Raw genomic sequence first — 13738 nt, 5'->3', positions numbered from 1 at the left:
TTACTTTAAGGCTGCAAAGATTGAGGCAGTAATGTCATCGACATTGCCGGTACCGCTGACTTTACGATATGCAGGGGCTTTTACTTTGTCGCTTGCGCTCGCCTGATTGGCCCAAGAGGAGTAATACTCAACTAGTGGGCGAGTCTGGTTGTCATATACCTGTAGGCGTTTACGAACAGTTTCTTCTTTATCGTCATCACGCTGAATCAAATCATCACCCGTTACATCATCTTTACCTGCTACTTTGGGTGGGTTGAATTTAATGTGATAAGTGCGACCTGAAGCTGGGTGAACGCGACGTCCGCCCATGCGATCGATGATGGCATCAAATGGCACATCGATTTCTAAAACATAGTCAATAGGCACGCCAGCATCTTTCATAGCTTGTGCTTGCGGGATCGTTCTTGGGAAACCATCAAACAAATAACCCTTGCTGCAATCAGGCTGAGTTAAGCGATCTTTTACTAAACCAATGATGATGTCATCTGATACTAAGCCACCAGCATCCATAATTTTTTTGGCAGCAATGCCGAGCTCTGTTCCTGCTTTAACCGCAGCGCGCAACATGTCGCCAGTGGAAATTTGTGGAATAGCAAATTTTTCGCAAATAAACTGAGCTTGTGTGCCTTTACCAGCACCAGGTGCACCGAGCAGAATCAACCGCATGTTTTTCCCCTTAGAAGAGCTGTCATTGTCCCGTATTTTGCTGGGAGGCTTGATAGCTAATGACTAGGATTATCCCCGAGAAACTCTGGCTGCTTAACAAAAGCCTCTTAGGCCTGGGTGTTGCCCAATAGTTTTCTGACCCGCTCTAGGTCCTCTGGTGTATCTACACCTGCTGGAGGGGCCTCTGAAGCCGTATGAACCGCAATTCGGTAGCCGTTCCAGAGGGCGCGTAATTGCTCTAAAGCCTCTGCTTGTTCTGGGGGTGAGGGCTCTAAGCGGGTATAGGCCTGTAAAAAGTCAGCTCGGTAGGCATAAATGCCTAAATGGCGAAGATGCCGAGTGGCTTGAGTGTTGTGTCCATCTCTGACAAATGGAATTGGCGCTCTTGAAAAATACAAGGCCTCTCCTGAGCGATTGAGCACTACTTTGACAACATTAGGGTTTTCAATTTCAGATGTATCGCTAATGGGTACTGCAATAGTTGAGATGGCGCATTGAGCATTGTTGGCCAAAGTTTGGGCAACTTGATTAATCAGTTCTGGTGGAATGAGGGGTTCATCACCTTGCACATTCACAATCAAGGCATTGGCTGGGAGTTTAAGTAACTGTGCAACTTCAGCAAGACGATCAGTGCCGGTAGGATGATCGGGGCTGGTAAGCAAGCAATCAATACGATGCGCAGCGCAAGCTGCCTCAATCTCTGGTGAATCTGTTGCAACTACGACGCTCTGCGCAAGGGATTGCTTAGCACGCTCTGCAACCCGAACCACCATTGGCTTGCCGCCAATATCCGCAAGTGGTTTGCGTGGCAATCTAGTAGACCCCAGTCTTGCAGGTATGACAACTAAAAAGTCAGGAGATTGATGAGTACTCATGCAAAAGATATTGAATGAATTATTTAGAGTGCTTCATCGGCGCTAAGAGCACGCGCCTCATCTACCAACATGACAGGCACATCATCGCGAATGGGGTAAGCCAAGCGATCAGCCTTGCAAATGAGTTCATGCTTGGCAGCATCTAAATGCAAAGGGCTTTTGCATAAAGGGCATACTAAAATTTCGAGTAAACGTTTATCCATGATTGTTCTCAGTTTAGCGCTTTCATAAATTGAACACCAAAGCGGCTTTACAGGTTATAGCGATGGGGATCAGGTCTTTGCAGGATTGACTGCACCCAGTCTATCAAGTCATTCGGTAGATTTAAGCTCATTGGCACTACCCAAATGCGCTCATCGCTAATGGCAGCGCATTTCACGGCATCTTTTTCGGTGATCAAAATGCATTGTGACTGAATGCCATTAAAAAAGTCCTGGGTATAGCTTGCATGATCTGGTAATGGGATCCATTTACCTGTGACACCTTGTTTTTGGAGGGCAGCAAAAAAACGCTGGGGATTGCCAAGCGCTGCCACAGCACTGATTTGATCCGGCAAGTACTGCTCAGAAATCTGCGCAAGTGTTTGAGTATTTTCTGGGTGATGAAGCTGATATGGCGCATCTAAAGTGCCTACTAAGGCAAAAGTGCGTCGGCCTTCAAAATACTCTTCTGATAAACCACTTTTATTGCTGCTGGAAGACTCGGTCTGTAAGGTAGCATCACGGGCCCGATTGGCAGGTTCGCGCAAAGGCCCGGCTGGTAATAAAAAGCCGTTACCTTCACCACGCCCATCGCGCACTACAAATTCAATATCGCGGCCACCTTCTCGTGCAGGCCAACGGGATAGACTACTATGTTGCAAGCCATCATCGCTGATGATGACATTCACTTCGGGTGATTGTTTGAGTAGCGCCTTAATACTTTGCTGACGTTTTGGAAATACCCAAATCGGAAATTCTTCATGTGTACGCTTTGCAATCAGTACGGGTTCATCACCCACCTGCATCGGATCTGAATCGCTGCGTACTTGCACGGGTTGAGTTTGTGTAGAAGATCCATAACCGCGACTGATAATGCCTGGCCGCCATCCCAGTTGTGCCAAGCGCTGCGCAAGTGCAATCACAATTGGCGTCTTGCCAGTACCGCCTACCCGAATATTGCCGACAATGATGATGGGAACTGGCGCAGCTTGACGATTGATGAGGCCTAAATCTTGAATAAGTTTGCGAATCCGCAAGACCAAACCGTAAACCCAAGACAGTGGCCAAAGCAGGAGAGCAGTGGGCCCGCGCTTTTCCCAAAATTGAGGGGCTTTACGAAAAAAAGAGCGCGCCATGATGAGGGTAATTTTTCCTGGACTTACTTTTTGGTTTGACTGCTAAATACAATATTCGATAGATTAGCATCACGCGCAGCCTCTAGAGCGCTCATGACAGCTTGATGCGGTGCTCTGGCATCAGCATCAATATTGACTTGAATATTACTGACACCATCTTTTGTGCTGGTACTTTGATTGCTTAGTTGCATTAAGGCTCCACTCAGCCCACTACGATCAGTCACCTTGCCATTGATAGCAAAGCGACCATCACGACTTACTGCGATGTGAACTTGTTTATTGTCTGTCTGGCTTTCGCTACCATTTGCAGTTGGTAAAGTAATCGCTAATTCTTGATAGCGGGTAAAGGTAGTGGAGATCATCAAAAAGATCAGTACTACTAATAAAACATCAATAAAGGGAATGAGGTTGATTTCTGGTTCAGCAGAAGCTGGAGTGGTTCCAAGAGAAAAACTTCTCTTAGATGACGAGTGCAGGCTTAACCAACTCATTACGATTGCGAATAGAGTTTTTTAAATAGCTGGCGCGTAAACTCTTCACATTCGCGTTGACGCTCATTTGCAAGAGCGCGCAATCCTCGCCATGCCGCCAGTGCAGGAATGGCAATGAGCAATCCAAACGCGGTGTTATAAAGTGCAACAGAAATTCCATGGGCTAGTTGTTGTGGGCTACCAGCGCCATTGATCGCTCCTTGGCTACCAAAGATTTCGATCATGCCAACGACAGTTCCAAATAAACCTAGCAAGGGGGCGATGGTGGCAATCGTTGCCAGAATCCCTAGGTAGCGATCCAATTTGAACCAAGTCATCTGGGCCACCGCTTGGAGCTCTTCAAGTGCTGCATCAGAACTGCTGCCATTAAGCTTTTCTTTTAAAACACAGGCTAGCAAGGGACTTGCTGGGGATAGTTGGGTTAGCGCGCTAATTTGAGCATCTGAGGGCTTATTGTCTTTAAGCATTTGATTGCAAAGACTAAAAGCTGTCTCTAAACAGTCTTTTGGAAATATGTGAATTTGCCGCAAATACCAGCTACGCTCCAATACGATCGCTAAGCCAATAATCGAAATAAGTAAAAGAGGCCAGATGGGCCAGCCAGCGGATAGTAAGATTGAGTACATAAGCTCAGTACTTTAGCTGAATTAAAAAGCCCCTTTCAGAAAGCTAGCCTGTGGATAACTCTGTGCAAAACTTTTTTGGGAAGGTGCTCTAAGTCCTTGATTGATGGTAAAACGGGTAGGAATTAGCCTCAAAGAATTTCTAGGTCCTTGAAATAATACCTATATTAATCAATGACTTAATTGTTATCTGTTGGATTTATGAGACGTTTTGGGTCAGTAATTACTTACTTTTAGATACTAGACCAAGAGCGAATAGGCTTCTGTGGATATTTATTGCCGTCTAAGGCAGGCGGCCCTGTGAATAAAGAGAAAAAATGTCGGAAATGTCAAGGGAAATTCTGAGTGTTGGCGACCTAAACCGCGCCATTGCAGCGTCTTTGGAAGACCGTTTCGATACTGTTTGGGTTAGCGGGGAGATTTCGAACTTCAAGGCCTATGACAGCGGGCATTGGTATTTCTCGCTCAAAGACGAAGAGGGGCAGATTCGCTGCGTCATGTTTCGAGGTCGCAATGGCCAGGTGGGATTCATACCCCAGTCCGGGGATTTAGTAGAAGTCAGTGCCAACTTAGGAATGTATGTCCCCAGAGGTGATATTCAGCTCACCATTCAAACCTTGCGTCGTGCTGGCATGGGTGGTTTGTATGAAGCCTTTTTAAAACTCAAAGCCAAATTAGCCAAAGAAGGTTTGTTTGATGAAGAGCGCAAACGCGAGATTCCAACTCACCCACGCTCGATTGGCATCATCACTTCGCCACAAGCTGCGGCATTAAAAGATGTGCTCTCAACTTTAGCAAGACGTGCACCACATATTCCGATTGTGATTTATCCAACCTTAGTACAAGGACCTGATGCACCTGCCGGAATCATCTCGGCACTGAAAGCGGCAGAAAAAGAAAACGCCGTTGATGTGATTTTGTTGGTCAGAGGTGGTGGCAGTATCGAAGATCTTTGGGCTTTTAACGATGAGCAGCTTGCATATGCCATTGCTAACTCCAGTATTCCGGTAGTGAGCGGCGTTGGGCATGAGACTGATTTCACGATTGCAGATTTTGTTGCAGACCTGCGAGCACCAACCCCAACAGGCGCGGCAGAGCTAGCAGCTCCGCGTAAAGATCAACTCTTGCAAGAGTTAGATGCCATTCAGCAAGCCTTACTACAGCGTATCAATCAACGCGTAGAGCGTGAAGCCCAAACCTTAGATCAGCTAGCCTTAAGGTTAGGTCATGCACTACCAAACCCAGATCGGATGCGTGAGCAAATCACTAGTTGGCGACTGCGTTTAAATCAAGCGTGGTCAGTACGGATGGAAAACTGGAAACGCAATCAATCGCACTATCAGTCCCAGTTAGAGATGCTCAATCCTCAAAGAACACTCGAGCGAGGCTATGCAGTCATCTTAAGTAAAGAGAACGAAAAGCTGCATGCCGTACGCAAGCCAATTGAGCTCAATACAGAGCAGGGCTATCAGGTGCAATTAGCAGAAGGTCAGGCAGAGGTGATATTTGCCGAGGTGACGAGTAAAAGGCCATAAATTTCCACTTGACAAAACGTACGTTTTTACGTACTATTAGTTATGGAGGGATTTATGGCAACATTAACCGCAAGTGAAGCTAGGGCAGGTCTCTATCGTTTGATTGATCAGGCGGCTGAGTCACATAAGCCGGTGATGATTTCTGGCAAGCGAGCTAACGCTGTGCTGATTTCAGAAGAGGACTGGAGCGCAATTCAGGAGACTCTATACCTTTTGGCGATACCTGGTATGCGAGAGTCAATCAAAGATGCTATGGCAGAGCCTCTTGTCAAGAGTAAAAGAGCATTGAAGTGGTGATTTGGAACTTAGCATTTTCCAAATACGCTTTAAAGGATGCAAAAAAATTATCTGCGGCTGGATTAAAAGAAAAAGCGCAGGCTTTACTGGATATTCTGGAATTAGATCCACTGCAAAATCCACCGCCCTATGAGAAATTAGTTGGAGATCTTAAGGGTGCATATTCCCGGCGAATTAATATTCAACATCGCCTAGTGTATGAAATCTTTCGAAAAGAAAAGACGGTACGAATATTGCGAATGTGGACTCACTATGATTGACGTCCTAAAAAATATTAGGCTCAATCTCTAGGCTCACACCAAACTCTTTGCGCACTTTGTCCTGAATACATTTGGCTAAACCTAAAATGTCTTGCGCAGTGCCATTGCCATGATTGACTAAAACGAGGGCTTGGTTTTCATAAACACCCACTTCACCCATACGTTGTCCTTTGAAGCCGCATTGGTCAATCAGCCAGCCTGCAGCCAGCTTACGTTTCCCAGGAACATCTGAATAAGATACCAAGCCTGCATATTTTTTGAGCAGGGTTTCGTATTGCTCATTGGGAATCACGGGGTTCTGAAAGAAGCTGCCGGCATTACCAATCACCTTGGGGTCAGGCAATTTATGTGTACGGATTTTGCATACTGCTAGGAAAATTTCTTCCGGGCTAGGATTTGAATTGTTCTCAAACTGTTTTGCTAAATCTGCGTAATGAACCTTGGCTTGCCAAGTTTTGGGAATTCTAAAGACGACCTTTGTCACGATAAAGCAGTGGGGATTTTGCTTGAAGTAGCTATCGCGATAGGCAAATTGACATTCTGAATTACTCAGAGTGACAAAGGCTTGCTTTTCTACATCAAATGCTTTGATGTGATCAATGTAGCTGGCAATTTCAACACCATATGCCCCGATGTTCTGAATCGGTGCAGCGCCAACTGTTCCCGGAATGAGCGCTAAGTTTTCGAGGCCCGGTAAATTCTTTTCCAAGGTCCAGGTAACGAACTCATGCCAATTGACTCCTGCGCCAACTGCAATCAGAGTGTCCTCATTTTCGGCGGCCGTAACTTCCTGTCCAGTGATGTTGATCAGTAAGGTGGCTCCAGATAAAACTTTGGGCAAAATTACATTGCTGCCACCCCCTAAGATCCGCCATGGCAGATTCTTACTTGCAATTTGGCTCATTACTCCCGGAATTTGCTCGGCAGAGTCAATTTCGTAGGCAAGCTCAGCTATTGCATCTAGGCCAAAGGTATTCCGGTCCTTTAGCCCCAAATTGGGAGTCAATTTTGCTGGTGCAGGCGCATGTTGCGGGGAGTTCATGCCACAATCTTATTCGAATGTCTGCCTAATCCGCAGATAATTGCCAGAATGCTAATGAAATCACCCCATAGTTTATAGAAATAGAGAAGGAGTAAATGATGCCCTCATTTGACGTAGTTTGCGAACCCGATATGGTGGAACTAAAAAATGCGATTGAGCAGTCCAATAAAGAGATTAGCAATCGTTTTGACTTTAAGGGCTCTGATAGCCGCGTAGAGCAAAAAGATGAAACACTCATTTTGTTCGGTGACGATGACTTTAAATTAGGTCAAGTGCGTGATGTGCTCTTTGGCAAGATGGCCAAGCGTAATGTGGACGTGCGTTATCTCAAGGATGATAAGAAAGAGACTATCGGTAGTGATAAGCGTAAGCAAACTATGAAGATCCAAAAAGGGATTACGCAAGAGCTTGCTAAAAAAGTAGTCCGTATCATCAAAGATAGTAAGGTCAAGGTGCAAGCCAGCATCCAAGGCGATGCGGTGCGCGTCACTGGCGGCAAGCGCGATGATTTGCAAGAAACGATGGCTCTACTAAAAAAGGAAGTAACAGAAGCGCCATTGGGCTTTAATAATTTCCGTGACTAATGCAGCCACCCAAGAAACTGCTGCAATAGCTCCAGCAAGCCAGGAAGCTATTGAGCGCTTTTGTGATGCTTGCTGGCTAGAAGACGGCTTGGCACAAAATAGCCTGGCCGCATATCGCAGAGACCTATTGCTTCTAGCCCAGTGGCTCTATAAAAATAACAATTCTGATCTGTATGGCGTGACAGAAAAAGAGCTCACCGCATATATTGCGCATCGTCGCGCTGATAAAGCCACCACTGCTAATCGACGCCTAACAGTCTTCAAGCGTTTTTATCGTCATGCCTTGCGGATTAATTTAGTCAAGAGTGATCCTTGTATTGGCTTGCGTGCTGCAAAGCAGGCGCTGCGCTTTCCAAAAACGTTAAGTGAAGACCAAGTGACTGCATTACTTAATGCGCCAGATATTGAGACGCCTTTGGGCTTGCGTGATCGCACAATGTTAGAGCTTATGTACGCCAGCGGTCTGCGCGTCTCAGAAATTGTTTCTTTAAAAACAGTTGCCTTAGGGTTAAATGAAGGTGTTGTACGCGTAGTTAATGGCAAGGGTGGCAAAGAGCGTCTCGTGCCTTTTGGCGGCGAAGCAGGGCAGTGGTTACGAAGATACCTTGCTGATGCTAGAACACCATTGCTAGAAGGCAAAACAACTGATGCAGTATTTGTGGGGCGCCATACCGGTACGGGATTAACTAGGCAGGCTTTCTGGGCCTTAATTAAGCGCTATGCAACCCTTGCCAACATTTCAGTAGCTTTATCACCTCATACATTACGCCATGCATTTGCTACTCATTTACTCAATCATGGGGCTGATTTAAGGGTAGTGCAGCTACTTTTAGGGCATGCCGATATCTCTACCACTCAGATCTACACCCATGTGGCTAGAGAGCGCCTCAAATCGATTCATCAGCAGCACCATCCTCGTGGCTCATAAGTGTTTAAGATAGCGTTATGAGCTTTCATCCCAATATCTTATTAATTCCCATTGCCTATCTCATCGGCTCCATTTCATTCGCGGTAGTCGTGAGTAAATGCATGCGCTTACCCGACCCCCATACTTATGGCTCTGGTAACCCCGGGGCAACGAATGTGCTGCGCACAGGTAATAAATTAGCAGCAGCGCTCACACTTATTGGTGATGCACTAAAGGGTTACTTTGCAGTGATGCTAGCGCGCATCATCTTAGGTGATCAATCCTTAACCTCGACGCTGAGCTCTTGGGTTTTATGTGGCGTTGTGCTCGCCGTATTTTTAGGGCACCTCTTTCCCATCTTTCATGGCTTCAAAGGGGGCAAAGGTGTCGCTACAGCCTGCGGAATTCTGTTTGGTGTGAATGTCATTTTAGGAATTGCCACACTGAGTACTTGGATTATCGTTGCGGTATTTTTACGCTACTCCTCTTTGGCGGCCTTAGCAGCCGCAATCTTTGGTCCAATCTATTTTGTATTTTTGTTTGGGTTTCAGCCTATGGGCATTTCCCTTTTGGTGATTTGTTTGTTACTCATCTGGCGTCACCGCAGCAATATTCGCAATCTCATGAATGGTACTGAGAGTCGCCTTGGTTCGAAAAAAACTCCTAAGGAGTCATTATGACAATTGCTTATGCCTGCGTTCTTTTTATGGGCCTCTTTCCTTATGTAGCGACTGGCATTGCCAAAAAAGGCTTTGAGAACTATGACAACAGCATGCCAAGACAATGGCTTGCTCAGCAAACAGGATTTAGAGCCAGAGCAAATGCAGCTCAAGCCAATCTTTTTGAATCACTCCCCCTCTTTTTTGCAGCAGTGATTATTGCCAGCATCAGTAATGCACCTCAAACACGGATTGATCTGCTTGCCTTGGGCTTTGTAGTAGCCCGCATCGCTTATTTAGTTTGCTATATTGCCAATTGGCCAACCACGAGATCGATTGTTTGGCTGATTGGAATTGCTTGTGTAGTGAGTATCTTTTTACAGATTTAATTCATCTTTTAAAAACGACTAAAACAACACGAGACATAAGACACAATATGCCAAATAAAAAATTACCTACTAAAAAAGTAGCAACTAAGTCCGTAACTAAGACTGCAGCAAAAACTGCAACTAAAGCAATAGCGGCAACTGCGAAAGTTACTAGCAAAAATGCAGATGCAGGAACTCCCCTATCTGTGATTATTCGTCGTCGTATTGAAGCCCAAAAAGCACGCTTTCATGCCAATGACAATATTGCGGCGTTCATTCAGCCTGGTGAGCTTGAGGGATTAGTTGATGAGGTTGCTGAAAAAATGCAGGGGGTGCTGGAGAGCTTGGTGATTGATACACAGAGCGATCACAACACTAAAAATACGAGCCAGCGAGTAGCCAAGATGTTTGTAAGGGAGGTCTTTAATGGGCGCTATGTTGAGCAGCCTACGCTTACTAAGTTTCCTAACGTCAGTCGCCTAAACGAGTTGATGATTGTTGGCCCCATCACCATCAGGAGCGCTTGTTCGCATCATCTTTGTCCAATCATGGGGCGCGTATGGATTGGTGTATTGCCCAGCAAGGAGTCTGCACTCATTGGGTTATCGAAGTACGCTCGATTAACAGAGTGGGTGATGTGTAGACCACAAATTCAGGAAGAAGCAGTCGTTGAGTTAGCCGATATGCTCGAGAAAAAAATTAAGCCTATTGGTGTGGCTATTGTGATGGATGCCGATCACTTCTGTATGCAGTGGCGCGGTGTTAAGGATCGTGATTCCAAAATGGTCAATAGCGTGATGCGCGGAGCATTTTTGAAAGACCCTAATCTACGCCGCGAGTTTTTATCGTTGCTGGAAAAACGTTAATTTCATTTTCTGCATGAAAGTGCTTAATAAGTTCAATACTTCAGGTATTCAGGTTGGTAGCTCTCTATTACTTAGTCTGACGCTTGTCGCATGCGGTGGATTTCCAACTGCTCATCCTGATCCCGCTAAAAATAATTCTACAAACTATACGAATGACTTCAAGGATTGTGCACAAGCGTATCCCGAGACTCCTGACGGTGTTTATCTCAAGAGCCGCATTGCTTGTTTGCAACTAAAGGGTTGGCGTTAGATGCCAATCTGTATGAGAATAATTCTCAACAATATTTGTATATAAATCATTGGCTTACGCATTAGCTAGCAGCATAAATTCATCTCCACTATGATCTGTTTAGTTTTATAGGTGCAAATTGCTTGCATATTATTCGCTGTTTTATTTTTTGGAGAATCCATGAAAAATAGTCGTCGCCAATTTATGATTTTGTCCGCTGCTGGTGCTTGCACCTTGGCATTGAACGGTAAAGTTCAAGCTCAAGCAATGGTTGCTGAAACTGATCCACAAGCCAAGGCCCTTCAGTATGTCGCAGTCTCTAAAGTCGCTGGCAAGAATTGCAATAATTGCGCACTCTACCAAGGCAAAGCTGACTCTGCTGCTGGCGGTTGCTCATTGTTTGCTGGTAAGCAAGTTGCGGGCAAGGGCTGGTGCTCTGCTTGGGCTAAGAAGGCTTAAGTTTGCTTAGTAATGTATTGAGCGAATAATTGCTTAATTGAAAAAGACTGCTTCGGCAGTCTTTTTTATTGCCCCTGTAGTGTCTATTGCTCGGGTTCTTTCGGCGGTATGATGAATAATCTTATTTGTAAGCTCATTGAGCTAGGTGATGATGAAACGCACTATTGAGTCTTGGTTCAAACGCTATTCGTTTTACTTTGGCGGTGATCAGCCCTTGGTTACCTGGAGTGAGCGCTTGCGATCATGTGCTGGAGCGCTAGTGGGTTTAATGGTGGTTTTTATTATTGCCAAGTTATTGGGTGAGCTGACTGGTATTGATGAATGGTTAATGGCTTCTTTGGGAGCAAGTGCACTATTAGTTTTTGCATTACCTGGCAGTCCGATGGCGCAGCCTTGGGCTGTCATCGCAGGCAATACGGTCTCAGCCTTAGTAGGTATTAGTATTTTCTTACTCATTCCGGAGCCTTTGCTCGCAATGCCAATTGCAGCTAGCTTATCGATTTTGGGAATGTTTATCTTGCGCTGTTTGCATCCGCCTGCTGCTGCAGTTGCATTGATCGTGATCTTGGGTCACGTAACCCATTACCGTTATGCTTTTTTTCCAGTGATGATTGATTCAATCCTGCTTGTCATAGTCGGGGTTATCTATAGCAATTTAACTGGCAAACCCTATCCCAATAGACCCCGATAGAGATTGAGGGTTACTTTGCCTTGGTAGCCGCAATTGAAACAATGCAGTCCTTAATACCGTAGTTGTGATATTTGCCGGCATTCTCTTTTTTCAGGGATTGGGCGCACTCTATTACAGAGTTGCGGACATTGATTTTTGGGGTATTTGCTGCAGACATTTTGACTCCATTTTTATTGGGTTTTTGGGAAAAAATGAGCGCTATATTGCGCTTTTGCTATCAAAGGCCATTTTATAAGCATTTGACCACCGTTAAAGCGATAAAATCTAGGGTTAATTGATATAAAACCGTAAAATTGCACAATACATTCAAAAGGTTAGCTATTTGTCTATGACGCAAGTTTTGCCCGTAATTCTGTGTGGGGGGTCTGGAACTCGTCTGTGGCCGCTTTCCCGTTCGGGATTTCCCAAACAGTTTTTAGTACTTTCAGGAGACGGTTCAAACCAAAGTCTCTTTCAGCAAGCAATTGGTCGTATTCATGCGGTAGCTAATCAAGAGATTCAGTTGGGTAAAACACTGATCGTTACTAACGAAGAGCATCGTTTTTTGGCTCTTGATCAGTTACGAGAATTAAAGAGTGGCTCTAAAAAGATAGAAGCCACTTTATTGCTGGAACCCTCTGGCAGAAATACAGCTCCTGCATTAACTTTGGCAGCGCTCTATGCGCAGCAAGTGAGCACAGATAAAAATAGTGATCCAATTTTGGTGGTAACGCCTGCAGATCAAACCGTGACTAATCCGGCGGCTTTTACCAAGGCACTCCAAAGTAGTATCCAAATTGCAAAAGAAGGTGCGATTGCCATTTTAGGTATTACGCCTACTGCTCCAGAAACAGGATATGGCTACATCAAGGTGCAAGGCGAGGCTGCTGCCAATCAAGGTTTTACAGTAGAGCGCTTTGTAGAAAAGCCAAACGAAGCAACTGCTCAGCAGTATTTGGCTGAAGGCGGATATTTTTGGAATGGCGGTATGTTCGTAGTGAAGGCAAGTGTTTGGTTGGCTGCCTTAAAAGAATATCGCCCTGATATTTTGGTGGCCACTGAAAAAGCTTGGCAAGCAAAAACAACGGACACTTCTGGGGATGCTGATTTCATTCGCCCTGCAAAAGATCTATTTAATGCCATTCCAAGTGAGTCTATTGACTATGCCGTCATTGAAAAGTGCCCAGGCGCTAACGGAGTAACTCAGTTTCCTATCAAGATGGTTGAGCTTGATGCCGGCTGGAATGATCTCGGTGCTTGGGATGCAGTGTGGCAAGTTGGCAAGCAAGATGCGCAAGGCAATGTTACGAGTGGCGATGCATTAGTGAGTAATTCTAAGAACTCACTCATTCATGCAAGTAGTCGCTTAGTAAGCGCAGTAGGTGTAGAAAACCTGATCATTGTTGAGACAGCGGATGCAGTACTAGTGGCCGACCGCAAGAATAGCCAAGATGTTAAAAACATTGTTAGTCAGCTAGAGACTCAAAAGCGTGAAGAGAAGAACTTGCATCGCAAGGTTGCGCGTCCATGGGGTTGGTATGACAGTGTCGATGAGGGTGAGCGCTTTAAGGTCAAACGTATTCAGGTAAAACCTGGAGCTAGCCTCTCACTGCAAATGCATCATCACCGTGCAGAGCATTGGATTGTGGTCAAGGGCACCGCTGAAATTACCAATGGTGACCAAGTAATGCTTCTCAGTGAAAATCAAAGCACCTATATTCCCCAAGGACAAACCCATCGTCTAGCAAATCCCGGTAAAACCCCTTTAGAAATTATTGAAGTGCAATCAGGAAGTTATTTGGGCGAAGACGATATCGTGCGTTTTGAAGATACTTACGGTAGAAGTTAGCAATCTCTATCAAATTCATCAT

20 protein-coding genes are annotated in these 13738 nt (G+C 45.3%); 12 read left to right on the top strand and 8 right to left on the bottom strand.

What is annotated here, in order from left to right; genetic code table 11:
- From adk to ICN17_RS01585, 6 genes are all read right to left on the bottom strand, one after another.
- Window positions 1-666 carry an adenylate kinase gene (gene adk / locus ICN17_RS01610; protein ID WP_216235892.1) on the bottom strand — a complete coding sequence of 222 codons (666 nt, stop codon included), beginning with the start codon at window positions 664-666 and terminating at the stop codon, window positions 1-3.
- 107 nt (window positions 667-773) lie between these two features.
- Entirely contained in the window at window positions 774-1541 is a 768-nt protein-coding gene (gene kdsB, locus ICN17_RS01605; RefSeq protein WP_216235891.1) for a 3-deoxy-manno-octulosonate cytidylyltransferase, read from the bottom strand.
- Window positions 1542-1564: 23 nt separating this feature from the next.
- Window positions 1565-1744 (bottom strand): Trm112 family protein, encoded by a 180-nt coding sequence (locus tag ICN17_RS01600; protein ID WP_216235890.1) that lies wholly within the window; start codon window positions 1742-1744, stop codon window positions 1565-1567.
- A gap of 47 nt (window positions 1745-1791) precedes the next feature.
- A complete protein-coding gene (gene lpxK, locus ICN17_RS01595) occupies window positions 1792-2877 on the bottom strand; it encodes a tetraacyldisaccharide 4'-kinase (protein ID WP_216235889.1) in 1086 nt (361 codons plus the stop codon).
- A gap of 23 nt (window positions 2878-2900) precedes the next feature.
- Window positions 2901-3368: a biopolymer transporter ExbD gene (locus tag ICN17_RS01590; RefSeq protein ID WP_216235888.1), complete on the bottom strand. Its 468-nt coding sequence runs from the start codon at window positions 3366-3368 to the stop codon at window positions 2901-2903.
- Complete coding sequence (locus ICN17_RS01585; RefSeq protein WP_216235887.1) at window positions 3368-3994, bottom strand: MotA/TolQ/ExbB proton channel family protein; 627 nt, start codon at window positions 3992-3994, stop codon at window positions 3368-3370. Before ICN17_RS01585 ends, ICN17_RS01590 begins: the two co-directional genes overlap by 1 nt.
- A gap of 314 nt (window positions 3995-4308) precedes the next feature.
- On the opposite strand from ICN17_RS01585, the gene xseA reads away from it, so the two are divergent.
- From xseA to ICN17_RS01570, 3 genes are read left to right on the top strand one after another with little or no spacing between them, the layout of a single operon-like run.
- Complete coding sequence (xseA, locus tag ICN17_RS01580) at window positions 4309-5526, top strand: exodeoxyribonuclease VII large subunit (RefSeq protein ID WP_216235886.1); 1218 nt, start codon at window positions 4309-4311, stop codon at window positions 5524-5526.
- A gap of 54 nt (window positions 5527-5580) precedes the next feature.
- Window positions 5581-5823, top strand: a complete 243-nt coding sequence (locus ICN17_RS01575; protein WP_216235885.1) for a type II toxin-antitoxin system Phd/YefM family antitoxin — start codon at window positions 5581-5583, stop codon at window positions 5821-5823.
- Window positions 5820-6083 (top strand): Txe/YoeB family addiction module toxin, encoded by a 264-nt coding sequence (locus ICN17_RS01570; RefSeq protein WP_216235883.1) that lies wholly within the window; start codon window positions 5820-5822, stop codon window positions 6081-6083. Before ICN17_RS01575 ends, ICN17_RS01570 begins: the two co-directional genes overlap by 4 nt.
- Window positions 6084-6087: 4 nt before the next feature.
- Here the strand turns inward: ICN17_RS01570 and murB are convergent, their stop codons facing one another.
- On the bottom strand, window positions 6088-7125 hold the full coding sequence (gene murB / locus ICN17_RS01565) for a UDP-N-acetylmuramate dehydrogenase (RefSeq protein ID WP_216235881.1): 1038 nt from the start codon (window positions 7123-7125) through the stop codon (window positions 6088-6090).
- Window positions 7126-7223: 98 nt separating this feature from the next.
- Between murB and ICN17_RS01560 the strand changes: the two genes are divergently transcribed.
- From ICN17_RS01560 to ICN17_RS01525, 8 genes are all read left to right on the top strand, one after another.
- A complete protein-coding gene (locus ICN17_RS01560; RefSeq protein ID WP_087908995.1) occupies window positions 7224-7709 on the top strand; it encodes a YajQ family cyclic di-GMP-binding protein in 486 nt (161 codons plus the stop codon).
- On the top strand, window positions 7702-8637 hold the full coding sequence (xerD, locus tag ICN17_RS01555; protein ID WP_216235879.1) for a site-specific tyrosine recombinase XerD: 936 nt from the start codon (window positions 7702-7704) through the stop codon (window positions 8635-8637). The genes ICN17_RS01560 and xerD overlap by 8 nt, the downstream gene beginning before the upstream one ends.
- A 17-nt stretch (window positions 8638-8654) precedes the next feature.
- Window positions 8655-9296 carry a glycerol-3-phosphate 1-O-acyltransferase PlsY gene (gene plsY, locus ICN17_RS01550; RefSeq protein ID WP_216235877.1) on the top strand — a complete coding sequence of 214 codons (642 nt, stop codon included), beginning with the start codon at window positions 8655-8657 and terminating at the stop codon, window positions 9294-9296.
- The gene (locus ICN17_RS01545) at window positions 9293-9664 is read left to right on the top strand and encodes an MAPEG family protein (protein WP_216235875.1); all 372 of its coding nucleotides are present in this window, start codon (window positions 9293-9295) and stop codon (window positions 9662-9664) included. The genes plsY and ICN17_RS01545 overlap by 4 nt, the downstream gene beginning before the upstream one ends.
- Before the next feature lie 47 nt (window positions 9665-9711).
- Window positions 9712-10509 carry a GTP cyclohydrolase I gene (folE, locus tag ICN17_RS01540; RefSeq protein ID WP_216235873.1) on the top strand — a complete coding sequence of 266 codons (798 nt, stop codon included), beginning with the start codon at window positions 9712-9714 and terminating at the stop codon, window positions 10507-10509.
- A 13-nt stretch (window positions 10510-10522) separates the two neighbouring features.
- Window positions 10523-10759, top strand: coding sequence for a hypothetical protein (locus ICN17_RS01535; protein WP_216235871.1), 237 nt, complete (start codon window positions 10523-10525; stop codon window positions 10757-10759).
- Between the two features lie 159 nt (window positions 10760-10918).
- Window positions 10919-11197: a high-potential iron-sulfur protein gene (locus ICN17_RS01530; RefSeq protein WP_216235869.1), complete on the top strand. Its 279-nt coding sequence runs from the start codon at window positions 10919-10921 to the stop codon at window positions 11195-11197.
- Between the two features lie 148 nt (window positions 11198-11345).
- Window positions 11346-11888, top strand: coding sequence for an HPP family protein (locus ICN17_RS01525; protein WP_255538235.1), 543 nt, complete (start codon window positions 11346-11348; stop codon window positions 11886-11888).
- A 10-nt stretch (window positions 11889-11898) separates the two neighbouring features.
- On the opposite strand, the gene ICN17_RS01520 is transcribed toward ICN17_RS01525, so the two are convergent.
- Window positions 11899-12045: a hypothetical protein gene (locus ICN17_RS01520; RefSeq protein ID WP_216235866.1), complete on the bottom strand. Its 147-nt coding sequence runs from the start codon at window positions 12043-12045 to the stop codon at window positions 11899-11901.
- Between the two features lie 171 nt (window positions 12046-12216).
- Here ICN17_RS01520 and ICN17_RS01515 point away from each other — a divergent pair, with 171 nt between their 5' ends.
- A complete protein-coding gene (locus ICN17_RS01515; protein WP_216235864.1) occupies window positions 12217-13716 on the top strand; it encodes a mannose-1-phosphate guanylyltransferase/mannose-6-phosphate isomerase in 1500 nt (499 codons plus the stop codon).
- Window positions 13717-13738 lie beyond the last annotated feature (22 nt).

Source organism: Polynucleobacter sp. 73C-SIWE (assembly GCF_018882465.1).
GTDB lineage: Bacteria > Pseudomonadota > Gammaproteobacteria > Burkholderiales > Burkholderiaceae > Polynucleobacter.
This window is presented reverse-complemented; position numbering and strand designations above follow the sequence as displayed.